Below are 24,432 nucleotides of genomic sequence, written 5' to 3'. Positions count from 1 at the left end.
GTGGCCCGAATTGGGGGAGCACACCGATGAAGCAAGCCCTGTTGCCGGTAGTCGCCCTGCTGCTGGCCCTCGCGCCGGTCGCCTCGGCCGCGGCCGACGAGCCGGTGGAATGGACGGCCGCCGGCCAGTTCGGCAAGGTCTACGACCCGAGCGACGCGCAGCGGTGGTACATCAACGATCACACCTTTGTCCGTGACGACAACGGAACCTGGCACATGTTCGGGATAACCCACCCCGAACCGGCCGATCCCTACAACGAGATCGAGTTCGCGCACGCCACCGCGCCGGCCATGCGCGGCCCGTGGACGAAGCAGCCCATGGCGCTGACCGTCGACGCCGGCTACGGCGAGACGCATCTGTGGGCTCCGCACGTGATCCACGTCGGCAGCACGTACTACATGTTCTACGCGGGCGGTGGCGCCGACCCGGCCAATACCGCGATGAACCTGGCGACCTCCACGGATCTCTTCCACTGGACCAGATCCCCGACCGGTCCGCTGTTCCGGGACGGCCTGCAGGCCCGCGACCCCTTGGTCACCAGGATCGGCGACCAGTGGGTGATGTACTACTGCGCCAACGAGTCTCCGTCCGGGGGCGACGAGGTGGTGGCGTACCGCACGAGCACCGACCTGATCCACTGGAGCGGAAGGAACATCGCGTTCGCGGGCGTCGGCGCGCCGGCCGAGTCGCCGTTCGTCGTCCAGCGCGACGGCTGGTGGTACCTGTTCACCGGACCGCGCGGTTCCTACACGGGCACGGACGTGTTCCGCAGCCGCGACCCGTTCCACTTCCAGCTCGGCGACCAGGCCGGGCACATCGAGTCCCACGCGGCCGAAGTGATCCAGGACGGCGGCCAGTGGTGGGTGAGCAGCGCGGGCTGGGGGCAGGGCGGCCTCCATCTCGCGCCGCTGAACTGGCAGGACCGCCCGAGTCCGGCGCAGCGGACGGTCTACGCGCTGTCGCCCGACCGCAGCGGGGTCTTCGCGTACGACGGCCAGGGCTGGACCAGGATCGGCGGCCCGGCAGGGGCCCTGTACGCGGGCGGCGCCGGCCTGTTCGCCACCAACCCGCAGACGGGGGACATCTACCACTACAACGGTTCGCCGATGAGCTGGAGCCGGATCGGCGGACCGGGCCGGACCTTCGCCGTCAACGACGACGGCGTCTACGGCCTGAGTCCGGACGGTCAGGGCGTCTACCGCTGGACCGGTGGCACCAACTGGATCCAGGTCGGAGGCCCGGCCGGCACGCTCTACGCCGGCTCGCACAAGCTGCTCGCCACCAATCCGCAGAACGGGGACGTGTACCTGTACACCAACTCGCCGAACAACTGGCGGCGGATCGGCGGCCCCGGCACGTCGTTCGCGATCAGCGACCGCGGCGTCTACGGGCTCAACCCCACCGGCGTGTACCAGTGGAACGGTGCGGGCTGGCACCAGATCGGCGGCCCGGCAGCGACGATGAGCGCCGGCAACGACGGGCTGGTCGCGACGGATCCGAAGACCGGGGATGTGTACCGGTACAACGGTTCGCCGATGAACTGGTCCAGGATCGGCGGTCCCGGTACGGCGTTCGCGGTGAGCGACGACGGGATCTACGGGCTCAGCAACGTCGGGGTGTTCCAGTGGAGTCACCAAGGCACGGCCTGGCAGCAGGTCGGCGGCCCGGCCGCCGGTATGGCCACCGGCAGCTGACGGGGGAGTGGTCGCCCGAACGACCACTCCCTCTACTCAATAACTTCAGTGTTGACTAAAATCGTTCCTATCCCAGCAGCCTCACGAAGGGCGTCATCCCGGACCTGCGCACGGATGAGCCGACGTACGCTGCTTCCGCCGGCTGCGGCACCGGCGGAACCCGCCGTGGTCGGCGCGCGTCGACTCGGACGGACAGGGCGCTCGGGATACGAGGACGATGACGGAAGAGACGTTCGGGCCGTACCGGATCGAGCAGCTGCTCGGCCGGGGTGGGATGGGCGAGGTGCACCGCGCCTACGACACGGCGCACGATCGGTTCGTGGCGCTCAAGAGGCTGTCGCCGGGCTACCACGACGACGAGGACTACCGCGCCCGTTTCCGCCGTGAGGCGCGGATCGTCGCACGGCTGCGCGAGCCGCACGTCATCCCGATTCACGCTTACGGCGAGATCGACGACCGCCTCTACCTGGACATGCGGCTGGTGGAGGGCGCCGACCTGTCGGACGTGCTCCACGAGGGGGCCATCGAGCCGGCGCGGGCCGTGCGCATCGTCGAGCAGGTGGCGAGCGCTCTGGACGCCGCGCACGCCGACGGGCTCGTGCACCGCGACGTGAAGCCGTCGAACATCCTCGTGACCGCCGGCGACTTCGTGTACCTGGTGGACTTCGGCATCGCCCGCAGTGTCGCGCCGGCCGCGACGAGCCTGACGGCGTCCGGCTCGGTGGTGGGAACGCTCGACTACATGGCCCCGGAACGCTTCGAGGGCGGACCGGTGGACGGCCGGGCGGACGTGTACGCCCTGGCCTGTGTGCTGTTCGCCTGCGTGGCGGGCCGGCGCCCGTTCACCGCGGAGAGCACCGCCGCCCAGATCTGGGCCCACCTCAACGAAGCGCCGCCCAAGGCCTCCCCGCTGAACCCGGCGGTCCCGGCCGCGCTGGACGACGTGATCGCGAAGGGCATGGCGAAGAACCCCGCCGACCGGTACGCCACCGCGGGAGCGTTCGCCCGGGCCGCGGCCGAAGCCCTGACCACGCACACCTCCGCGTCCGGTCAGCCACCCGCACCCCGGCACGAGCCGCCGACCGTCACCTTCCCGACCGCACCCGTGCGCCCCCGGCCGTACCCGGCCACCGTTGCCCAGCCCGGCGCCGAGTCGCGGATCAGGCAGGCGGCTCTCGTGGGCGGGGCTCTCGCGGTCGTGATCGGGTTGGTGGTGATCTCGGTGATCTACGGGAACGGCGACAGGACGCTCGGGTCGGGCACCACGCCGTCCAGCACCACGACGAGCGCGGCCAGCACCACGAGCACGCCCACGACCACCACCACGACGCGGTCGCCTCAGGTCGACGCGCTGCTGGCCGTGCTGCCCGCCGTCTACCAGCAGAACGCCGACTCGTGCGTGCCCTTCACACCCGACAGCGGCGCGGTCGCCGCCGTGCGCTGCACCAGGTCCAGTGGCTTCGACGCCCGTTACCCGCCGCCGGACGAGGCCGAGTTCCGGCTGTTCGGCGACCGCGCCACCCAGGACGCGTACTTCCAGGCACTGGTGACCAGCCGGGGCATCCCGCGCAACGACGAACGCGGCGGGTGCCGGCCGAAGTCCGACCCCATTCACTACGCGCTCTACTACCGCGACACCTCCGGCCCGTTGCCCGGCGAGTTCACCACGTGCTTCCTCGCCGACGGCAACGCCCAGGTCTGGTGGGTCGACACCCGCACCCTCACCATCGGCGCGCTGAAGAGACCGGGTGACATCAACACCCTCGACAGCCTCGACCTGTGGTGGAACCTCAGGATCCTGTCGGCGCTCTGAGCTCCACGGCACGGTGCCCTGGCTGCGACAATGGTGACGATCACTCTGTTTTTGGCTGGTTGCAACCGGTTCTGCTAGGCCGTTCGAGTGGTCTTGACGAATGATGGCTGTGGTCCATTCGCGCCGTGTGCTTCGCTCCGTCTGCCGTAGAGCTAGGGGGAATGCTCTACAGACTTCGGGGGAGTAGTCGTGGCTTCAGCGCGCCTGCGCGTCAGTTCGTTCGCTGTCATCGCTGCGTTGGTCAGCACGGTTCTCGTCGCGCCCGCCCAGGCGGAGCCAACGCCGACACCGACACCCGCACCGCCGCCGCCGGCCACAACGCAGCCGGCCACACCGACACAGCCTGCCCAGAACCCCGCGCCGGCCGAGAACAGACTCGGGGCGCAGGCGACGGCGACACCTCCGGTGGCACCGGGGCAGCTCGGCCCGATCGACCCCGGCCCCGACGGCTCGCCGAACATCGAGAACGAGCCGTCGAAGGCGCAGCCCATCGCGCCGTTGCCCGCGCTCGACCCCGGACCCGACGGCGGCGTGCCGATCGACCGCGTGCCGATCGCGCCGAACCCTCCGGTCACCCCGTCCACATTGGACCTTCCGCTGCGGCCGGGACAGGAGCTGGTGGACGCCACCGGTGCCGAGGCACTGGCGACGCTGGCCAAGGCCGGCCGCACCACCCCGGACGGCAGGCCCGCGCTCGACGCGAACGCGTTGCAGCCGCAGGTGCGTTCCGCCCAGGTCGTGGATCCCGGCAGGCGGGCCACGCTGCAGGAACTGATCGACGCGCTGACCTCCGGGAACCTGCCGCCGCCGCTGCCGGTCGACCCGCTCGCGCTGTTGCAGCAGCTGCCCGACGGCATCCCGAGGATCACCTACCGGGTCTGTTCCGAGTCGCAGACCAAGGCCGTGTCCTGCTCGCTCACCCTCCCGCTCGGCGTGCCCGCGATCGTCGACGTCACCGGCGACCGCACGCCGGACGTGCTGACCGACCTCGTGCCGGTCGCCGCGCCGGGCGACATCGCCGCGGTGGTCAGGGAGATCACGAACCTCGACCGCGAGATCAAGGTCGCCTCCGACCGGCTCAACGTCGTCACCGAGCTGCTGAAGGACCCGCTCAACGTCATCCTGCACCCCGAGCTGCTGATCGAGAAGCTGAACCTCGAGAACCTGTTGCGGGATCTGGGAAGCGCGCTGCAGGCCAAGACCGAGGCGTTGCTCGGCCTCGTGCACCTCGGCCTCGGCGTGGTCAACCTCCGGCTGCCCACCAGCGAGTTCGCCGGACGTGACCTGCCCGCGCACGTGTGGGCCGTCTACGACCTCCCGACGCACAAACGGCTTTCGGTCGGCTTCGACGGCCACCGCCGCGGCGCGGGCCTGCCCACGGCCGCGATCGGCGTCTACACCTTCGCGCCGCTGCAGGTGTCGCGCGGCATCTTCGACATCAAGGCGAGCGTGCTCCAGGTCGGCGCGGCGGGTTCCCTCGCGATCACCGCGGGCCTCTCGAACGTCACCGACGACGACCAGGGCCTGCCGTACGACCCGACCGTGGCGAGCGCGCGGTTCGAGCCCGTGCCGAACGTCTTCACCGCACACGCGTTCATCGATCCCGGTGCGAGCGACCGCGACCAGAAGGCGACCGTCGACGCGCAGGTCACCAAGCGCACCAAGCTCGACGTGCAGGTGCTGTCGAACTCCGCTGCCGCGAACAGGTTCGACCAGCTCGTCGTCGACCAGCTGCCGAACACGGTGTCGGCCGCGCTGGTCCGCCCGAAGGACGGCGGCGACGACATCGTCGACTACACCGCGAGCGACTCGATCACCGACGTGCTCTTCGCCGACTTCGTCTACGCGGGCGAACAGCTCGACGCGTCCGTCCGGGCCGCGGCGAAGAACCTCCCCACCCAGTGGCGTGGCGCGCTGAACTCGGCGAACGATCACGTGACGCTCGACTACGACTCCGCCGGCCCACTGTCCGGTTTGGACGTGTCGTTCTTCGACCGGTCGCCGGCCATCGTGCTGCGCGGTGCGCTGCGTGAGCTGCCGACCACCGTCAACGTGGACGCGAACCTGCCCGGCAGGCACGTCCTGTTCGACGCCAACACCCCGCTCGGTTCGGCGGAGGTGTTCGTGTCGAAGGAACTCGGCGACTACGCGCCGCTGAACGGTGACCACGCGACGGCCGTGCTGAACGGGACCAAGCTCGGCGCCAGCGCCCGCGTCACCGGCCTGCGCAAGATCGACGTGTACTTCGACCAGCACCCGCGTGGCGGCACCGAGTTCACCCCTGGCGGCCAGCCGTTCGTCGCGGCCGGAGTCGTGGACGGCAAGCAGAAGACGCGCCTCGACGTGTCGAACCTCCCCGCCACACTGGGATTCGATCTCGACACCGTGGCACGGCGCGTGCAGTTCAACGCGAGCTCCGTGGTGCAACGGGTGAAGGCCGCCTACGTCGACACCGCTGCCGGGCCGAGCGCGGTCGCGGCGATCAACGGGCTGCCGCGGACCGTGGACGTGCGCTACGACCTCGGCGACAAGCCGAAGGTGAGCTATCGGGCGTCGAGCGCGGTGCCGAGGGCCGAGCTCTTCGTGAGCCCGCAGGGGGTCGAGCGGCTCGACCCGAACGGCCACCACTACCTCTCCACCGCGCTCACCGACCTGCCGGCCGAGGTCGACGTCCTGGTCGACCTGCCAGCGCGGCACCTGGACGGCACGTCGTCGGCGCCGCTCGGTGGAATCGCGGCGGTCGCACGGGTGCCGTTCGCCGGCCGCGACTACCTCGCGATCGGTGAGCTCACCGGTGTGCCGGCCCGGTTCGACGCCGACTTCGGCGACGGCCTCATGCGGTTCCGCGGCCTGTCCGGCGCGCTCGGGGCGGCGCGGTTCTCCGTCACGAACCACGGCGGGGCGACCATGCCGGCCGGGCAGCACGTCTCGGCCCACTACCGCCAGGTCACCGGCGACTTCGACGGCAGCGTCAGCATTCGGAACCTGAAGCTGGCCGAGTACGCCCGCGGCCCGGCGAAGCAGGTGGCGAACCTCCAGCTCGACACCGACGGCCAGCCGGTGTTCGTCGACGCGGACGTCCTGCTCGCCGCCAACGGCGCCGACGACACCCGTCTCGCGGTGACGTCGCGCATCGACCACCTGCCGACGAACCTCACGCTCACGATCGACCTCGCCGACGGCAAGCTCACCTACACCGGTGACAAGTCGATCGGCCTGCTCGCGGACGTGCACGTGGGCAAGGTCGCGGCGCTGAACGGTCTCGGCGCGCCGCTGTTCGACAACGGCGTCGCGGTCCGGGCTCGCGGCTGTGCCGAGGGCGCGGGGTGCGTGCAGGACGACTCGCCGATCTGCACGCTGTTCGGCCGGTGCCTCGGGCTCGCCGGCACCATCCGGCTGCCCGGCCTGCCGTCCGCGCTCGCGGTCGACCTGGTGGGCAGGGAGATCGAGATCAGCGGGTACACCGCCACCGCACCGCTGACGGCGTATCTGGAGATCAGCGGTCTGCTGCCGAACCTGCCGAGGCTCGAAGGCCAGGTCACGCTGGACGGGCTGCCGTCGGGCGTCGACCTCACGGTCGGCCCGATCACGGTCGACGGCAACCCCGCCCGCGTCGACGTCGGCTACCGCGCGTCGGCACCGCTCGGGGTGCTGAAGATCGCCGCCGAGGCCGACACCCGGACCTCGTTCGGCACGCTGAGGGCAAGGGCGTCGATCGACAAGCTGCCGGCGACCGTGCACGTGGTCGGCACCTTCGACGCACGCACGACGCTGGGTGTGCACAACTCGGCGCCGATCAACGAGATCACCGCCGCACTGTCCGGTGTGGACGCCGGCTACCTGTCCGCGTCCGCGAACGGCGTGCCGGCCGACCTCGACGTGGTGGTCGACGCACCGGCGAAGCACTTCGAGTCGTCGGCGTCGGCGCCGCTCGGCGGCATCACGTTCCGCGCGGCGAAGGTGCCGTTCGGCGGACGTGAGCACCAGGCGTTCGCGCAGGCGCTGAACATTCCCGCGAAGATGACGGCGGACTGGGCGGACGGAAACTTCAAGTTCCAGAGCACGTCCGGGGCGATCGGGTCGGCCGCGTTCGCGGTCACGAACCACGCGGGCGCGACCGCGCCACGGGGTCAGCACGTCGCCGCGCACTACAACCAGGGCAACGGTGATCTCGACGCCAGTGCCGCGGTCGGCTCGCTGTCGCTGGTCGCGGTGGCGCCCAAGCCGGACGGTGTCGGGTTCGACATGCGAAGCGGGGACGGCACGTTCGCGTTCGACGGCGACTTCCTGCTGGGCGCGGACAACCGGTACACGGCGCTCGGCAAGGTCAGCCTGCCGAGCTCGCTGGACGTGCGCTACGGCGACGGGAAGCTGAGCTACCGCACCGACCGTCCGGTGGGCCTGCTCGCCGAGGCCAGGGTCGGCAAGGTGGCGGCGCTGAACGCGATCGGGCAGGTGCCGTTGTACGAGCACGGCATCGCCGCCGAAGCCCGGTCCTGCACCGGTGCGGGCTGCACCCGCGACGACGGGCCGATCTGTTCGTTGCTGGGCAAGTGCTTCGGCCTGGTGAGCACGGTGTCGTTGCCGGGCCTGCCCACGGTGGTCGAGGTCGACATGGCGGCCAAGAAGATCGACGTCGTCGGCTACCGCCCGCCCGCGAACGTGCCGCTCAACGCCTACGTGCGCCTCGACGGCCTGTTCGACGTCGCGCCGTACGCCGCCGCGAAGGCCACCCTGCGCGGGCTGCCGTCGCCGTTCGACCTGCACATCGGCCCGTTCGGATTCGACCAGACCGATCCGAAGCGGGCGCACGACCTGCAGGTGCAGTACACCGCGTCCGGCGGCATCGACGTGCTGGAGCTGCGGGCCGAGGCGAACACGACGACCCCGTACGGGAACCTGCGTGGGGCGGCGGACGTGCACGGGGTGCCGTCGAGCCTGCAGGTGACGGGGGACTTCGGCGACAACAGCCACCTGCGGGTCGCCGCGAACAGTTCGATCAGCATGGTGAACGCGCACGTGACGGGCATGTACCAGAGTGGTCCCGCGTCCGCGCGAGCCCGGTTCACGGACATCCCGGCCTGTGACGCCGGACCGAACGCGCCGTGCGTGGACGTCGACATCAAGGGCACCGACAACCAGGGCAACGCACTCAAGGTGCCGGTGATCACCGTCGTGTCCGCGGCGCCGGGACTCGACGCCGAGGCGTTCGTGCAGGGCAAGTTCGCCGTGGAGAACAACGAGTCCGGGCTGCGGTTCCAGACCAACGACGTGTTCGCGAAGCTCCTCGACCTCGGTGAGAAGGTCACCGTCACCATCGAGGAGAACGATCTCGGCACGTTCAGCACACGGTTGCGCTCGGAGCCTGGCCCGACCGGCTCGATGCTGGTCGGTGGAGCGTTCGAGCTCAAGCAGCGGGACCCGTTCAAGATCAACGAGTTCGAGCAGGACATCGTGTCCTGCGTCAGCATCCCGATCCTCACGCTGCACGTGAACGACGGCCACATCCAGGCGCCGAACGTGCGCATCGGTGGTGTGTACGTCGTGGTCGACGGGGTGCGCGACATGACGATCCGGCCGGGCAAGGCCTACGTCGCGCTCGGCGTCGAGGGCACGTACGACAGGTTCAGCATGGTCGCGCCGGATGTGCACGCCCAGCTCGACATGGACCTGAGCCTGCGCATCGAGAAGTTCGACCAGCCGCTGTTCCCGTTGTACAAGTGGGCGTTCAGGACGAACCCCGACGACGTCTACAGTGGACTGCGCTTCCACGTGTTCGACATGAAGAAGCGGACGAACGCCGAGTTCCAGGTGCAGATCGGCCCGATCCCGGTCGGGGTGTACGCGGACGAGTCGAGCCCCGGCAGGCTGGGCTACCAGATCCCCGCGGCCGGTTCGGGCCTCTCCGGCATCACGGTGCTGCCGCCGCCGGGCATGGGCGACCCGAACACGCGGAAGTTCGTGTTCAGCATGATGGATCCGGGCAAGGTGGTGAACGGTCAGATGCAGTACCTGGACGGCGAGTCCGCCCAGCTGCTCGACATCGCGGTGTCGCGGGCGTTCAGCCCGTTCCCGGCCGAAGGTGAGAGCGGAGGCGGTCCTTGCTGAGGAAGTCCCAGGTGGCGGCGCTGGCACTCGTGCTGGCGTCGCCCGCCGCGGTCACCGCGTGCGGTGGCTGCGGCTACCGCCTGAGCGTCGAGCCCGTGACGGCACGAGGATCCGACCTCAGCCTCGCGGCCCGGCTGACCGGTGACGGCCCGCTGGAGGGCGTGAAGGTCGAGTTCTCGACGCTGGGACCTCAGGGCGTCGTGCTCGGCACGGTGCCGGCGGGGGCCGACGGGGTGGCGAAGCTGGAGTCCCGCAACTCGATCGGCCCGGACTCGGTCAACGGACGTGCGGTGTCCGGGTGGACCGAGTACCGGGCCAAGGTGTGGTACCTGCAGGACACGGACCGGGCGGCCGACGCGGTGTGCGCCGAGCCCGCCACGGCGTCGTTCCGCTACGAGTCCTGACCACCCACGCGAGCCGTCCAGAACTTCAGAGGGCGATGACGACCTTGCCCCTGGTGTGGCCGCCCTGGACCTGCGTGTGGGCGTCGGCGGCCTTCTCCAGCGGATAGGTGGTCTGCACGCGCGGGGTGTAGGAACCGTTCTCCCCGAGCCGGGACGCGTCGGCGAGGTTCGCGGCGGCGTTGACGTTGCCCGAGACGAGGGTGACACCGAGGGCCTCGGCACCGAAGTCGGCGATCGTCGCCACGCGCGAAGCGTCACCGACGATGGCCACGATGTCGGCCAGTGAGCCGGAGCCGGCGGTGTCGACCGCGGCGTCGACCCCGTCCGGTGCGACGGCGGCCACCCGTTCGGCCAGGCCGTCGCCGTAGGTGACGGGGGTGGCGCCGAGTTCGCGGAGGAAGTCGTGGTTCACCTCGCTCGCGGTGCCGATCACCGTGGCGCCGCGAGCAACGGCGATCTGCACGGTGGCGGAACCGACGCCACCCGCGGCGCCCTCGACGAGCACGGTCCTGCCGGAGACGTCACCCACGGTGTCCAGGCTGACCATCGCGGTCGCGGAGACGAGGCCCGCCGCGGCGGCCTGCTCCACACTCCAGCCACTGGGCACCGGCGCCCAGGCGGTGAGGACGGCGTACTCGGCGGTGGTGCCCTGACCGAGGCCGAACACCCGGTCGCCGGGCTCGACGCCGGTGACGCCCTCGCCGATCTCGTCGACGACACCGGTCGCGTCGTTGCCGGTGATCGCGGGGAACGTGGTCGGCATGAACTGTTCCAGGTAGCCGGCCCGGATCTTCAGGTCGACCGGGTTCACGCTGGCGGCCTGGACTCTGATCCGGATCTGGCCTGGTCCGGCGTGCGGATCGGGCGCGTCCTCGACGGTGAGGACGTGCGGGTCGCCGAACTCGTGGAAACGCACTGCTCGCATGGCGGTCTGCCTTTCGCTGGAAGGAATCCCCCAGCACGGCGGACGACCAGTGTCACCCCGGCCGCGACTTCCGGCGCGGTCAAGTTCTGCTCAGAACGTGCCGCAGCCGGCGATCCAGCGCGGCTCGCGGGCGGCGACCGCGGCCAGCACGGGCCGATCCGCGCACAGGCGCTGGTTCGCCGAGAGGATGTCGTTTCTGAGCACCTGGAGGAAGAGGGCGCCGGGCAGAAGCGCGACGATCTCGCGTTGGCAGGCCAGGCATTGCCTGCTGTGGTGCCGGAACTCGGCGGTTTCTTCCGGAGTGAGGATTTCGAGCAGGTAGCTGCCGACTGAGATGGCGTGCGGACAGGCGTCGGTCAAGGCGCTCTCCTCCAGCTCTCGGGTAGCGCGGAAAGGGGCGGACGAGCGGCGGCGTGGGGGGCAGACCGCCGCCCGTCCGGAACGGGCGACCCGCTGATGGGAGAGGTGTGACCTCGGGTCGCCTGAGTCTGGTGCGCGTCAGCGGTTCGGGTGGGTGGGCTTGCCAGGCGCGTCTTCGGGCTTGCCGGGCGCCGTGTCGGGCTTGCCAGGCGTGTCGTCGGACTTGCCGGGCTTGTCGGCGAGCCGGTCGGCGCAGAAGGCGGGTACGCGGTCGGCACCGCCCGCGGCCGTGATCAGCGCGCTGAACGCCGGGTTGTCGTGCGCCTTGCCGTGTTCGGATCCCGCACCCGCGGTGTAGGCCTGGCACAGCCCGTCGAGCGAAGGCGACGGGGACGCGCTGTTGTCCGGCTTCTGGTCGGGCTTGCCGTGCTTCGAGGCCGCCGGGGCGGACGTCGTGGCGACGACGTTCGTGTCGGCGGTGGGCGCGGGTTCCTCGCGCTGCTGACCGGGCAGGGTGCCGGCTGCGGCGGCGAGTGCGATGCCGCCGGCGGCCGCCGCGGTGACCGCGGCGATCTTCACCGTCAGCAGGTTCGCCAGTGCGATCTTGAGCATCCAGGGTCTCCGTTGCTGAGGGGCGTTGGCGAGATGAGCGTCGCGGAACGCCGCCATGGCGGCCCGCTCACCGGTCAGTTCGCCGTCGCGGGCCGGTGCGGACGCCGCCGCGAGCAGGTCGCTCAGGCGGTCGTGCCCGCCGGCCCGCGTCTGGCCGGGCGCGCTACGCAGCAGTCGCTCCGCAGTGCGCCGGTCGATGCGGCGGGATCGGTGGTCGCTCATCTCATGTCCTTCAGCGTCAGGGCTCTGTTTTTTGTCACTCCACTGGTGTTCGCCCTGGTGGTGGGCTTGCGTCGAGGTGTTTGGCGAGGGTGCGCAAGCCTCGGTGCGCCGCCGTGCGGACGGCGCCGGGACGTTTGCCGAGCACCTTCGCGGCGGCTTTCGCGTCCAGGCCGACGACGACCCGCAACAGCACGGCTTCGGCCTGGTCGCGCGGCAGCCCGGCGATCAGGGCCAGCGCGGCGTCGGTGGCCACGGCGTCCACCGCCGCCTGCGCGGTGTCGTCCGGCCCGGCGGGTTCGGCGGCGTCCTCGACGGTCCCGTGCACGACCGGCCGCCGCTGCTGGTGGCGGAGGTGGTCCAGCGCGCGGTTGCGGGCGATCGTGGTCGCCCAGCCGCGGAACCCGTCGAGGTCCCCGCGGAACTTGCCGAGATCGCGCGCGATCTGCAGCCACGTGTCGGACGCCACGTCCTCGGCGTCGGCGGCGACCAGCACCCGCAGGTATCGCAGCAGCCGCGGCTGGAGGTCCCGGTAGAGGGCCCGGAAGGCGTCCTCGTCACCCCGCCGCGCCGCGGCCAGGACGTTCTCCGGCGTGGCGTCGGCAGCGGTCGACCGTCGCGGTGTCCACGCGACACCGGAGATCTCACCGCTGTCACCGAATCCAGCCGCGCTCTGCACCCGCGGCATCCTGAACGAAGGTTCGCCTGATTCCAACCCCTTGCCATCGCCCCGCACCTGTACTACCCGCGCGCACGCAACCCCCGCTTGCCGGCCGGCACGCGGGGGCCTTTCGTTCCCTCCAGGTAAACGCGGGGTCCCCGCGTGTCCAAAAATGGGGCTGGTGGGGCTTGTGTGGGTGAACGGGTGCTATTTCGAAGGTTGGTTGGCGACGGTGGTGCGAGCCCGGGAGAACCGCAGTTCGTCGTCTTCGACGGGCAGGCGGCGCAACAGCTTCACGTCGCTGAAGTAGCTCATCGACGTGAGCCACGGCGCTCGCCCGCCCTGGCGCGGCAGGTCGGCCAGGGCGCGCCGGATGTAGCCCGCGCCGAAGTCCAGGAACGGGCGGGTCGGCGCGTCGGGATCGGCGACCACGGGCCGGGCGGTGTCGTAGCCGTGCGCGTCCATGTGCGCGAGCAGCCGGCAGAAGTGCTCGCACAACAGGCCGACCTTGAGCGTCCACGACGAGTTCGTGTACCCGATGGCGTAGGCGAAGTTCGGCACGCCGGACAACATCATCCCCTTGTACGCCAAGGTGTCCGGCAGGCTCACCCGCGAGCCGTCCACGGTCAGGGTCATCCCGCCGAACGCCTGGACGTTGAGCCCGGTCGCGGTGACGATGATGTCGGCCTCAAGCGTTCGGCCGGACTCCAGCAGCACCCCGGTCTCGGTGAAGGTCGTGATCCGGTCCGTCACCACGGACGCCCGCCCGCGGCGGATCGCCGTGAAGAGGTCACCGTCGGGAACGATGCACAGCCTTTGGTCCCAAGGGTTGTACGGCGGGTTGAAGTGTTCGTCGACCGGATAACCCTCGGGCAGCAGCTTGGCGTTGAACCGCCGGATCAGCCGTCGCGCCGCGTTCGGGAACCGCTGGGCGAACCGCCAGGTGAGTTGCTGCTGCAGGATGTTCTTGCGCCGCGTGATCGCGAACGCGCGATCCTCGCTCAGCACCTTGCGCAATGCGTTGCGGATCGGGTCCTTCGACGGCACCGGAAGGACGTACGTCGGGGTGCGTTGCAGCATTGTCACGTGGGCCGCGGCCGTTGCCATGGCAGGCACGATCGTCACCGCGGTCGCGCCGCTGCCGATCACGAGCACCCGCTTGCCCGCGTGGTCGAGGTCCTCCGGCCAGTGCTGCGGGTGGACGATCGGCCCGCGGAAGCGTTCCCTGCCTTCGAACTGCGGGGTGAACCCCTCGTCGTAGCGGTAGTAGCCGCCCGCGCAGAACAGCCACGAGCACGTCAGCGTCTCTCGTTCGCCGTCCTTCTCGACCTCCACGGTCCAATGCGCATCCGGCGACGACCACTCGGCGGCGATCACCTTGGTGTGGAAGCGGATGGCCCGATCGATGCCGTGTTCCTCCGCCGTCTCGCGCAGGTAGTCGAGGATCTTGTCCGCCCCGGCGATCGAGTCCTCGTCGCGCCACGGCCGGAACTCGTAGCCGAACGTGTGCAGGTCCGAGTCCGACCGGATGCCGGGGTAGCGGAACAGGTCCCAGGTGCCGCCGATCGCCCCGCGCGCCTCGAGGATCGCGTACTTCTTGCGCGGGTGCTCACGCTGCAGGTAGTAGGCGGCGCCGAGGCCGGAGATCCCGGCGCCGACGATGAGAACGTCGAGGTCAGCCATGTCCTCATCGTGGCCGGGGTGACGCCGGTCACGAAAGCACGGAGTGCCCCTGTTCGGTGGCGCTGTGGTGCAATGTGCACCATGTCGTGGGAACGTCCGTCACCACGCGTGCGTGAGCTCATCCGGCGTGGCGCGGAGGTCGCACTGGATCCACCCGCGGAATGGCTGGCCGAGCTGGACGAGGCCACGCTGTCCGGCCCGAACCGCCGTCAGGTGGCCGAGGATCCCGTGCTGGCGGCGGCGTTGAAGCGCACGAACCGGTCGAACCTGCTGGGCTGGGCGTCGGCGAACATCCGGGCGCCGGGCGAGCGCGTGCCCGCGGACCTGGGGGAGGCGCCGCTGGCGTTCGCGCGCGACCTGATCCGCCGCGGGCTCGACGAGTCGGCGCTCGACGCCTACCGCTCCGGACAGGGCGTCGCGCTGCGGTTGTGGATGCAGATCGCGTTCTCGCTGACGTCCGATCCCGCGGAACTGCGCGAGCTGATCGACGTGTCGTGCCGTTCGATCTCGGCGTTCGTCGACGACACCGTGTCCGCGATCTCGGTGCAGATGACGCGGGAACGCGAGCAGCTCACCCGCGGCACGCACGCCGAACGCCTGGAGACGGTGACGTTGCTGCTCGACGGCGCGCCGATCACCGTGTCCCGCGCCGAGCAACGCCTCGGCTACCGGCTCTCCGGGGAACACACCGCGGCGATCGTGTGGAGCGACGACGCGCTGGGCGACCTCGACCGGGTGGCGGACGTGCTCGCGGCGGCGGCCTCGGATCCGCGGCCGCTGACCGTGCTCGCGAGTGCCGCGACCCGCTGGGTGTGGGTGCACGGCTCGCCGGACGACGTCGTGCTCCGCAGCGGCGTCGCGCGTTTCCCGGCCGTGCGGGTGGCGTTGGGGCCCAGCGGCCTCGGCGCGGACGGGTTCCGGCGCAGCCATCTCGACGCGCTGACGGTGCAACGGATGCTCGCCCGGCTGGCGTCACCGCGACAGCTCGCGACCCACGAGGAGGTCGAGCTGGTCGCGCTGCTGACGACGGACGCCGAGCGGGCCGACCGGTTCGTGAAACGCACCCTCGGCCCGCTCGCGACAGCTGATCCCGACGTGATCGAAGCCGTGCGGGCGTTCATCGCCGCGAACTGCAACGCGACCATGGCGGCGGCACGGCTTTACACACACCGCAACACGCTGCTGCGCCGGCTGGCACGTGCGGCGAAGCTGTTGCCACGGCCGTTGGAGCACAACCTGGTGCACGTCGGTGTCGCGCTGGAAGTGCACTGGTGGCGCCAGCAGTGAAGTCAACCGGCGAGGACCTGCATGGCATGGTGTTCCTTGGCCGCGAGGTCGGTGAGGATCGCCGAGGCCTGGGCCAGGTGGTCCGGGTCGCCGGTCTCCCCGGCGGCCGCGATGTGGTGTGAGACCTCGGTCCACAGCGGGGCGATCTCGGCGTACAGCCGGTGACCGAGGCGGACGTCCTCGTCATCGACGATCGTGGAGGCTTCGGCGAGGAAGTCGCGGTACAGGGCGCGGAACAGCGCGCCGCCGGTGCCGCCGCGTTCCATCAGCATCGCGGCGAGGGGAAGGTCGCGGGCCGGGTCGCCCGAGCGGTCGAGCCACCGCGTCACCTGCCGGGCCGCCTTGGCGATGCCGCGATGACCCAGGTTGGCGATGGGCGGAGTGAGGAACGCGTGGGCGTTGCGGGAGATCGCACTCCGGACGGCCGCGCCCAGATCGAGCCGGTCGGTGCTGCCGGTGACGGTGTACGAGAGGTTCCGCGCGGTCATCGGCCCGCGTTCACCGCGCGCTCGCTCCAGGCTCGCCAGCGTGGTCGTCACGGCGCCGCCCTGCTGCGCGGTGTCGATCAGGTGGGCGTGGGTGGCGTCGTAGCCGTACATCGCGACGAAGTGGCCTCCGAAGTGGACCTTCGCCGTGAAGTAATCCAGGTGGTAGGAGTCCAGCTGCAGACCGACCGGGCGTCCCGCGGCGAGCGCGTCGACGACGTTCTGCCAGGCCTTGCGGGACGAAGTGGTCTCCTGGACGTGCAGGGTCAGGCCCAGCCGGTCGGTCGCGGTCCGGGTGAGCACGGCCGGTTTGACGCGACCGCCCAGGAACGGGAAGTCCATGTTCTTCGCGTCCCAGTAGACGAAGCCCAGACCCTCGCCAAGACCGAACAACATCGGCTCGGACAACTCGATGCCCTCGTGGTGCAGCAAAGCGCCGAGCGTGGTGGTCTCGCAGTGCTGACCCGCGGGGAACGAGACGTTCTCGATGATCACCCGCACAGCCTCGACCCTCCCACCGTGTGAGGGTCAACCAGGGGGATCGGTGACGGTCAGGGTCAGGACGTCGTCCGCGACCGTGACGAGGGCGTGCTGCCCGCCGCGCAACTCGCCCGCGAGCAGCGCGCGGGACAACCGCCGGTCGAGCTCCCTGGCGATGGTGCGGCGCAACGGCCGCGCGCCGTACTCGGGGACGTGCCCGCGGGACGCGAGCCAGTCGACGGCCTGGTCGTCCACGTCCAGCGTGATGTTCTGTTCGCGCAGCCGCTGGCGGGTGCGTTCGAGCAGCAGCGCGGTGATCTGCCGCAGCTGGCCTGAGTCCAGACCGCGGAACAGGATGATCTCGTCGAGGCGGTTGACGAACTCCGGGCGGAAACACCGGCGGACCGCGGCCGTCAACGGCTCCCGCAGCTGCTCGACCGGAACCCCCGAGGTGGCCGCGGCGAGGAGCTGGTCGGCGCCGATGTTGCTGGCCATGATGATCACGGTGTTGGAGAAGTCGGTGGTGCGTCCCTGGCCGTCGGTCAGCCGGCCCGCGTCGAGCACCTGCAGCAGCGTGTTGAAGACGTCGGTGTGCGCCTTCTCGATCTCGTCCAGCAGCAGCACCGAGTACGGCACCCGCCGGACCGCGCCGGTGAGCTGACCGGCGTCCTCGTAGCCGGCGTATCCCGGTGGCGCGCCGATCAGCCGCGTGACCGCGTGGTGCTGCGAGTACTCGCTCATGTCGAAGCGGATCAGCCGATCCGGCGAACCGAAGAGCACCTCGGCCAACGCCCGTGCGACCTCGGTCTTGCCGACCCCGGTCGGGCCGAGGAACAGGAACGAGCCGACGGGCCGGTGCGGGTGCTTGAGACCGGCCCGGCCCTGGCGGACCGCGTCGGCGACCGCCTCCACCGCCTCGTCCTGCCCGATGATCCGCTGGTGGAGGTAGTCCTCCAGGTGCAGCAGGCGATGCCGTTCGGCCTCGGTGAGCTGGGCGACCGGGATGCCCGTGCTGCGCGATACGACCTCGGCGACGTCGTTCGCCCCGACCTCCGGCGCGTCGGCCAGCGCGGCGCGGGCGGCCTCCAGCTCGGCGACGGCCCGGTCGAGCTGGTCGTCGAGGGTCAGCGCGTCCTCGCCCTGCGCGGTGGACCGGTTTTGCTCCAGCCGTCTCACCCGCTGCTCGATCCGCGCCGGGTCCGGTGGCATCGGGGTCTTGGCCCGCATCCGGACCCGTGCGCTCGCGCGGTCCACCAGGTCGACCGCCTTGTCCGGCAGGAACCGGTCGGTGACGTAGCGGGCCGACAGCTCCACGGCGGACACGATCGCCTCGTCGGTGATCCGCACTCCGTGGTGCATCTCGTACCGGGCCCGCAGCCCACGCAGAATCGCGATCGTCTCCTCGACCGACGGTTCGGCGACCAGGATCGGCTGGAACCGCCGCTCCAACGCGGCGTCCTTCGCGATGTGCCGCCGGTAGTCCTCGGCCGTGGTGGCGCCGATGACCTGCAGCCTCCCGGTGGTGAGCACGGGTTTGAGCATGTTCGCGGCGTCCAGCGGCGCGCCTTCCGCACTGCCCGCGCCCACCACGGTGTGCAGCTCGTCGATGAACAGGACCACCATCCGGTCCGTCGCGGCGACCTCCTCGATGACGTCCCGCAGCCGTTCCTCGAACTCGCCCCGGTACTTCGCCCCGGCGACCAGGCCCGCGAGGTCCAGCGAGATCAGCCGCCGGTCCCGCAGCGTGGCCGGCACCTCGCCGCTCGCGATCCTGGCCGCGATGCCTTCGACGACGGCGGTCTTGCCCACCCCCGGATCCCCGATCAGGACGGGGTTGTTCTTGGTGCGCCGCGACAACACCTCGAGCACCTCGTCGATCACGTCCTCCCGGCCGATCACCGGATCGAGGAGGCCGTCCCGTGCGGCCGCGGTGAGATCGCGCCCGAAGTGGTCCGTGCGCCGCGTCGCGGACCGGGGCTGCGTCAGCCCGCCGAACAGCTTTCCGGCCAGCTCCTCCCACGAGGTGGACCCGAAGCCGAACACCCAGTCGTCACCCACGTCTCAATCCTGCGCCTTGTGGCCGAAGAGCACAGACCGCGCCGCGAAAGGACCAGATCGCGTGGTCCCGACGGAGTCATTTGGGCCGATACCCAACTTTTTCGGTTACGAAACCTCGGCTGCGACGACGTCTCTGTCGGGCGTCACGGTTCCGTTGCGCGATCGGCCGATCGCGGTCCGTGCGCCTGCACAAGGCTTGTCTCGGATGAGAGGGGCGTTTGTGAAAACCTCGGGCAGACGCGCCATACGGCGTGCGCTTGTAGGGATCGTGGTGGCCGCGACCGGGTTGTCGACCTGTGTGGCGACGGCCTCGGCCGCGGAAGGTGTCGTCATCGCCGCACCGGCGGGGAAGGCGATCGCGGACCAGTACGTGGTCGTGCTCCGCAACGGCGTGGCGGCGACGAACGCGGGTTCGCTGGCCAAGCAGTACAACGGAAAAGTGACCGCGAGCTGGCAGCACGCGCTGCAGGGTTTCGCGGTCGACGCCAACGCGGCGGACGCCAAGGCGCTGGCGCGTGATCCCAGGGTCGCGGCGGTGTACCAGGACGCCGAAGTCAAGGCGGACAGCGTGCAGGTGAACCCGCCGTCGTGGGGCCTGGACCGGATCGACCAGCGGAACCTGCCGCTGGACCAGCGGTACAACTACGGGCCGACCGCGGGCCGCGTGCACGCCTACGTGATCGACACCGGTATCCGCGTGTCCCACACGACGTTCGGCGGACGAGCGACCTGGGGCACCAACACCACGGGAGATGGCAACAACACCGACTGCAACGGCCACGGCACGCACGTGGCGGGCACGATCGGTGGCGCGGAATTCGGTGTGGCCAAAGCGGTCCAGCTGGTCGCGGTGAAGGTGCTGTCCTGTTCCGGCAGCGGCAGCTTCGCCGGTGTGATCAGCGGTGTGGACTGGGTGACCGCCAACGCGGTCAGGCCGGCGGTGGCGAACATGAGCCTGGGCGGTGGCGCGTTCGACCCGCTGGACACGGCGATCCGCAACTCGATCGCGTCGGGCGTCACCTACGCGGTGGCGTCCGGCAACTCCAACGCCGACGCCTGTCAGACCTCGCCTGCCAGGGTCGCGCAAGCTCTGACCGTGAACGCCACGGGCACCAACGACGCCAGGGCCTCGTTCTCGAACTTCGGTACCTGTACCGACCTGTTCGCACCCGGTGTCGGCATCACGTCGTCGTGGAACACCAGCGACACGGCGACCAACTCGATCAGCGGCACCTCGATGGCCACACCGCACGTGGCCGGCGTGGCGGCGCTGTACCTGCAACGGCATCCGGCGGCTCCGGCCGATCGGGTGCACGACGCCATCGTCCGCAACGCGACGGCGGCCGTGGTCGGCGGTCCGGGCGCGGGCTCGCCGAACCGGCTGCTGTACTCGCTGTTCACCCAGTGGGGGCCGGAAGGCGACTACAACGGTGACGGGACAACGGACCTGACGGTCTGGCGTCCTTCCGAGGGCAACTGGTACGTGCGCGGGATCAGCACCACGCAGTGGGGCATCGGCGCCGACATCCCGGTTCCTGGCGACTACAACGGCGACGGCGTGACCGATCTCGCCGTGTGGCGTCCGTCGGAGGGCAACTGGTACGTGCGTGGCATCGGCACGGTCCAGTGGGGTGTCGGCGGGGACATCCCGGTTCCCGGTGACTACAACGGTGACGGCGTCACGGACTTCGCGGTGTGGCGTCCGTCGGAGGGCAACTGGTACGTGCGTGGGATCAGCACGACCCAGTGGGGCGTTGGCGGTGACATCCCTGTCGCGGGCGACTACAACGGCGACGGCATCACCGATCTCGCCGTGTGGCGTCCGTCCGAAGGTAACTGGTACGTGCGTGGCATCAGCACGACGCAGTGGGGTGTCGGCGGGGACGTTCCTGTTGTGGGCGACTACAACGGTGATGCTGTCGCGGATCTCGCGGTGTGGCGTCCGTCGGAGGGCAACTGGTACGTGCGTGGGATCAGCACGACCCAGTGGGGCGTCGGCGGCGACATCCCGGTTCCCGGCGACTTCAACGGCGACGGCGTGACCGATCTCGCCGTGTGGCGGCCGTGGGAGGGCAACTGGTACGTCCGCGGCCAGTTCACCACCCAGTGGGGCGTCGGCGGGGACATCCCGCTCGCCTCCTAGCCCTGGTCAACCGCGTTGCGACGCGCCCCGTCGCGTCTCAACTGGTGGTTTGACGGTTGACAGTCACCTGATCGGTGGAATATTCCAACCCCGGCAGAGTGTCTGACGCGGTCGGGTGGGCGGGGCCACCCGACCGCGTCGCCGACGACGAGGTGGCGAATGACAGAGGAGTTACCGGAGATCCCCGGCTTCCGGTACGCAAGACCGTTGGGCAAGAACGTTCACCTGTACCGCGGCGCGGAAGGCGACGCCGCGGTGAAACTGCTCGTCGACTCACCGCGCGTGACCGAGATCCGCACCGTGGCGGAGCTCAGGCATCAAGGCATCGTGCCCGTGTACCGCGCCGGACGAACCCGCGCCGGCCTGCCCTACCTGGTCATGAGGTACTTCCCGAACGGCGACCTGGCCGCCGCGGCACCGCTGCCGTTCGGGCGCGTGCTGGAGATCGGGGTCGACGTCGCGGACGCGTTGCACGCCGCGCACCAGGCCGGCGTGATCCACCGCGACGTCAAGCCCGCCAACGTCCTGGTCGGCGAACGCGGACAGGTCTACCTCACCGACTTCGGCACCACCGGCCGGGACCGGCTGCCGTGGACGGCGCCCGAGGTGATCAGCAGCGGCACCCACGGCGTCCGCGCGGACGTCTTCTCGCTCGGCGCGACCTTGTGGCACCTGCTGGCCGGCCACTCACCGTTCGTGGTGCCCCGCGGCGACAACACCCGCACGGCGATCAAGCAACGCATCCTGCTCGGCAGGCCGTCGGGCCGGGTGCCCCAGCCGCTGGAAGGCCTGCTGCGCCAGGCGATGGCCGCCGATCCGGCCGCGCGCCCCGCGTCGGCCGCCGAGCTCGCGCGACAGCTGCGGGAGATCCACGACGAGTCGGCTCCCACCACCGGGATCGAGGCCGTCGTCGTCCCGGCGGACCCGCCCGCGCGCCGCAGGCTTCGCTGGCCGGTGTACGCCGGCGCGGCGGGTGTCGCCGCCGGTGTCGTCGTCACCAGCGCGTTCCTCATGCGGGACAACGGTTCTCTGCCCGCCCCGGTCGGCGCGCAACCGCCGGGTGCGTCGACCACCCAGGCCCCGCCCTCCGACAAGCCCGTCGTCACGGCGACCAGGGTGAACCCGCAGACGCTCCGGTTCACGTGGACCTACCTGGGTGCGCGGTCCGGTGACAAGTTCGTGTGGCGCACCAACGACGAGCTGAAGACCGGCACCGTCGACGTGGCGTCGATCGAGCTGAGCGCGTCCGGCACGCTGTGCGTCGAGGTGCGGGTCGTGCGGGCCGACGGCAGCAACGCGAGCGACCAGACGTGGTCGCCGGAGGGCTGTGGTTTCTAACTCCGGTGGATCACAGCCAGCGCGTGCTCCCGCGCCGGTGCGCTGAGCGTGGTGTTCAGCTCCTCGAACAACGCTTCCGCCGTCACGCCGTTCCAGCCGGGAGGAAGCAGGGACAGGGGCAGTCCGGGATCGCTGTAGGGCAGGCGCCGCCACTGGGTCAGCATCGGCACGTACAGCCCGAACGCCTGCTCAGGCGTGACGATGGCGACGTCGAGTTCGGGGCGGTGGCGGCGCAGGAAGTCGGCGTAGAGGTCGGCGAGCTCGTCGAGGTCCCACCACGCGCGCACCTTCGACCGCAGGTCCCCGAACGCGAAGTGCTGGCCGGTGAAGATGTCGACGTACTCGGCCAGGCCGCGGCGGGCCAGCGTGCGGCGGGTCTCGGTGGCCAGGTTGCCGGGAGCGACCCACACGCCGGGCGCGGCGGTGCCGAAACCGAGCTGGGTCAGGCTGGTGCGCAGCGCGTGGCGCTTGTCGCGTTCGGACTCGGGCACGGAGAACACGACCACGAGCCACCCGTCCTCGGCGGTGGCACGCCTGCGTTCGAAGATCCGCGCGTCGCCCTCGGCGAGCATCTCCAGGGTCGGCTCGGCGAGGGCGTAACCGGCGGCGCCGTCACGGCGGTCGCTGCGGACCACGCCACGACGCTTCAGCCGGGAGATCGACGACCGCACGGCCTGGCCCTCCACGCCGAGGTCCGCCATGAGCTGCACGACGGACGCGACGGAGAGCCAGTTGTCCTCGCCGCGCGCGTACAGGCCGAAGATCGTGACGATCAGCGGGCCGAGCCGGTCGCGCCCGGCGAGAGCCACGTCGGCGTCATTCTTCACCGCGACGTTCAGCGCCTTCTCCTTCTCGGCCCAGTGGTGTGAGGGTGACAGTGTTGCGCAGCTCGCCCAGTCCGCTGACACGAGTCACCACGAGATCGCCGTCGCGCAGGAAGAGCTGCGGCTCACGGGCGTTCCCGACGCCGCTGGGTGTGCCGGTGAGGATCACATCGCCGGCACGCAGGGTCATGCCGTGGCTGAGCTCGGCGATGATCCGGGCGAAGGAGAACGCCATCTGCGCGCTGGAGGCGTTCTGCAGCAGGACACCGTTGACCTCGCACTGCACCCGCATGCCGGTGGGATCGACCTCGTCGACGGTGGTCAGCCACGGGCCGAGCGGCATGGTGGCGTCGAGGCTCTTGCCCTTGAGCCACTGCCCGCCGTGCGCGCGCTGGAGATCGCGCTGCGAGACGTCGTTGGCCACCAGGAAGCCGACCACGTGGTCCAGCGCCTTCTCCTCGGGGATCGACCGGCCGTCGCGGCCGATGACCATCGCGATCTCGGCCTCGTAGTCCCAGCTCGCGGAGATGTCCGGGTCGTAGGCGATGTCGTCGGACGGGCCGATGACGGTGTCCGGGCCCTTGGTGAAGAAGGTCGGGTGCTCGGGCAGTGAGGACGGTTCCTGCCCGCCGCGTTTGCCCTTCAGCTCCTCGAAGTGGTCCAGGTAGTTCCAGCCGGTGCACAGGATGTCGCGGTTGAAGCGGTGCAGCGGCGCCTCCAGGCGGACCTCGGCCAGCGGCAGCACCTCACCACGAACTCCCAGGGGAGCGCCTCGCACGATGTCGTCGACCGTGGTGGACAGCAGCGTGATCGACTGCCCGTCCACGACGCCAGCGCGTCGCACGCCGTCCACGGTCAGAGAAGCCAGCTTCACTATCGCGTCTCCATTTCGCTGATCATGAAAACGCTATTGCCTGATCAGTCGATCCTCGGGGATCACGGCGACCCCGAGGATCTCGATCAGGGCCTCCGGCTGCCACAGCGCGGTGCAGCCGATGCCCGCCATGGCCGGGTAGACGGGCCCGGCGAGCTCGCGCCACACCTTGCCGATCTCCTTGCCGTGCGCCTGGTAGTCCGGGATGTCGGTGAGGTAGATCGTGATGCTGACCAGGTCTTCCGGCTCGCCACCCGCCTCGCGCAGGGTGGTGAGGACGTTGCCGAACGCCTGGCGGAACTGCTCGACGATGCCGCCCGGCACGATCCGCATGTCGGCGTCGAGGGCCGTCTGACCGCCCAGGTACAGCGTGGTGCCGGCGAGCGTTCCGTGCGAGTAGCCGCGCGGGACGGGAAGGCTGGCCGGGTTCACTGCTACAGGCCTCATGCGTATTGACACTAGCT

17 protein-coding genes are annotated in these 24,432 nt (G+C 70.4%); 7 read left to right on the top strand and 10 right to left on the bottom strand.

All coding sequences use genetic code 11. The features are described 5' to 3' along the window. The first annotated feature begins 26 nt into the window (after positions 1-26). The 4 genes from B0F77_RS31175 to B0F77_RS31160 all read left to right on the top strand — a co-directional run bounded on the left by B0F77_RS31175 (position 27) and on the right by B0F77_RS31160 (position 10,019). Positions 27-1,694, top strand: a complete 1,668-nt coding sequence (locus tag B0F77_RS31175) for a tectonin domain-containing protein (RefSeq protein ID WP_086666580.1) — start codon at positions 27-29, stop codon at positions 1,692-1,694. A 217-nt stretch (positions 1,695-1,911) separates the two neighbouring features. Continuing rightward, positions 1,912-3,507 carry a serine/threonine-protein kinase gene (locus tag B0F77_RS31170; RefSeq protein WP_086666579.1) on the top strand — a complete coding sequence of 532 codons (1,596 nt, stop codon included), beginning with the start codon at positions 1,912-1,914 and terminating at the stop codon, positions 3,505-3,507. Positions 3,508-3,696: 189 nt separating this feature from the next. Next, positions 3,697-9,615, top strand: a complete 5,919-nt coding sequence (locus tag B0F77_RS31165) for a hypothetical protein (RefSeq protein WP_143466986.1) — start codon at positions 3,697-3,699, stop codon at positions 9,613-9,615. Continuing rightward, positions 9,609-10,019, top strand: a complete 411-nt coding sequence (locus B0F77_RS31160; protein WP_143466985.1) for a hypothetical protein — start codon at positions 9,609-9,611, stop codon at positions 10,017-10,019. The genes B0F77_RS31165 and B0F77_RS31160 overlap by 7 nt, the downstream gene beginning before the upstream one ends. A 25-nt stretch (positions 10,020-10,044) precedes the next feature. Here the strand turns inward: B0F77_RS31160 and B0F77_RS31155 are convergent, their stop codons facing one another. The 5 genes from B0F77_RS31155 to B0F77_RS31135 form a co-directional block, all read right to left on the bottom strand. Further along, the gene (locus B0F77_RS31155; RefSeq protein WP_086666576.1) at positions 10,045-10,944 is read right to left on the bottom strand and encodes an NADP-dependent oxidoreductase; all 900 of its coding nucleotides are present in this window, start codon (positions 10,942-10,944) and stop codon (positions 10,045-10,047) included. Positions 10,945-11,034: 90 nt separating this feature from the next. Next, the gene (locus B0F77_RS31150; RefSeq protein ID WP_086666575.1) at positions 11,035-11,304 is read right to left on the bottom strand and encodes a hypothetical protein; all 270 of its coding nucleotides are present in this window, start codon (positions 11,302-11,304) and stop codon (positions 11,035-11,037) included. 138 nt (positions 11,305-11,442) lie between these two features. Next, positions 11,443-12,138, bottom strand: coding sequence for a hypothetical protein (locus B0F77_RS31145; protein WP_086666574.1), 696 nt, complete (start codon positions 12,136-12,138; stop codon positions 11,443-11,445). 34 nt (positions 12,139-12,172) lie between these two features. Next, positions 12,173-12,814, bottom strand: a complete 642-nt coding sequence (locus B0F77_RS31140; RefSeq protein WP_245848877.1) for an RNA polymerase sigma factor — start codon at positions 12,812-12,814, stop codon at positions 12,173-12,175. Between the two features lie 189 nt (positions 12,815-13,003). Continuing rightward, positions 13,004-14,479: a flavin-containing monooxygenase gene (locus B0F77_RS31135; RefSeq protein WP_086666572.1), complete on the bottom strand. Its 1,476-nt coding sequence runs from the start codon at positions 14,477-14,479 to the stop codon at positions 13,004-13,006. A gap of 81 nt (positions 14,480-14,560) precedes the next feature. Between B0F77_RS31135 and B0F77_RS31130 the strand changes: the two genes are divergently transcribed. Beyond that, a complete protein-coding gene (locus B0F77_RS31130) occupies positions 14,561-15,766 on the top strand; it encodes a PucR family transcriptional regulator (protein WP_086666632.1) in 1,206 nt (401 codons plus the stop codon). Between the two features lie 2 nt (positions 15,767-15,768). On the opposite strand, the gene B0F77_RS31125 is transcribed toward B0F77_RS31130, so the two are convergent. Both B0F77_RS31125 and B0F77_RS31120 read right to left on the bottom strand, forming a co-directional pair. Further along, on the bottom strand, positions 15,769-16,746 hold the full coding sequence (locus B0F77_RS31125) for a BtrH N-terminal domain-containing protein (protein ID WP_086666631.1): 978 nt from the start codon (positions 16,744-16,746) through the stop codon (positions 15,769-15,771). A gap of 33 nt (positions 16,747-16,779) precedes the next feature. Beyond that, positions 16,780-18,789 carry an ATP-dependent Clp protease ATP-binding subunit gene (locus B0F77_RS31120; protein WP_086666571.1) on the bottom strand — a complete coding sequence of 670 codons (2,010 nt, stop codon included), beginning with the start codon at positions 18,787-18,789 and terminating at the stop codon, positions 16,780-16,782. Between the two features lie 271 nt (positions 18,790-19,060). Between B0F77_RS31120 and B0F77_RS50050 the strand changes: the two genes are divergently transcribed. After that, positions 19,061-20,932: a S8 family serine peptidase gene (locus B0F77_RS50050; protein WP_245848875.1), complete on the top strand. Its 1,872-nt coding sequence runs from the start codon at positions 19,061-19,063 to the stop codon at positions 20,930-20,932. Positions 20,933-21,091: 159 nt separating this feature from the next. After that, complete coding sequence (locus tag B0F77_RS31110; protein ID WP_086666569.1) at positions 21,092-22,270, top strand: serine/threonine-protein kinase; 1,179 nt, start codon at positions 21,092-21,094, stop codon at positions 22,268-22,270. Here the strand turns inward: B0F77_RS31110 and B0F77_RS31105 are convergent. The 3 genes from B0F77_RS31105 to B0F77_RS31095 are packed head-to-tail and all read right to left on the bottom strand — an operon-like array spanning position 22,267 to position 24,415. Further along, positions 22,267-23,178 (bottom strand): PaaX family transcriptional regulator, encoded by a 912-nt coding sequence (locus B0F77_RS31105; protein WP_245848874.1) that lies wholly within the window; start codon positions 23,176-23,178, stop codon positions 22,267-22,269. The genes B0F77_RS31110 and B0F77_RS31105 overlap by 4 nt on opposite strands. Continuing rightward, complete coding sequence (locus B0F77_RS31100) at positions 23,087-23,968, bottom strand: fumarylacetoacetate hydrolase family protein (protein WP_086666568.1); 882 nt, start codon at positions 23,966-23,968, stop codon at positions 23,087-23,089. Before B0F77_RS31100 ends, B0F77_RS31105 begins: the two co-directional genes overlap by 92 nt. A 33-nt stretch (positions 23,969-24,001) precedes the next feature. Then, positions 24,002-24,415: a RidA family protein gene (locus B0F77_RS31095; protein WP_086666567.1), complete on the bottom strand. Its 414-nt coding sequence runs from the start codon at positions 24,413-24,415 to the stop codon at positions 24,002-24,004. Positions 24,416-24,432 lie beyond the last annotated feature (17 nt).

This window comes from Lentzea kentuckyensis (genome assembly GCF_002150765.1).
GTDB classification, from domain to species: Bacteria; Actinomycetota; Actinomycetes; order Mycobacteriales; family Pseudonocardiaceae; genus Lentzea; species Lentzea kentuckyensis.
This window is presented reverse-complemented; position numbering and strand designations above follow the sequence as displayed.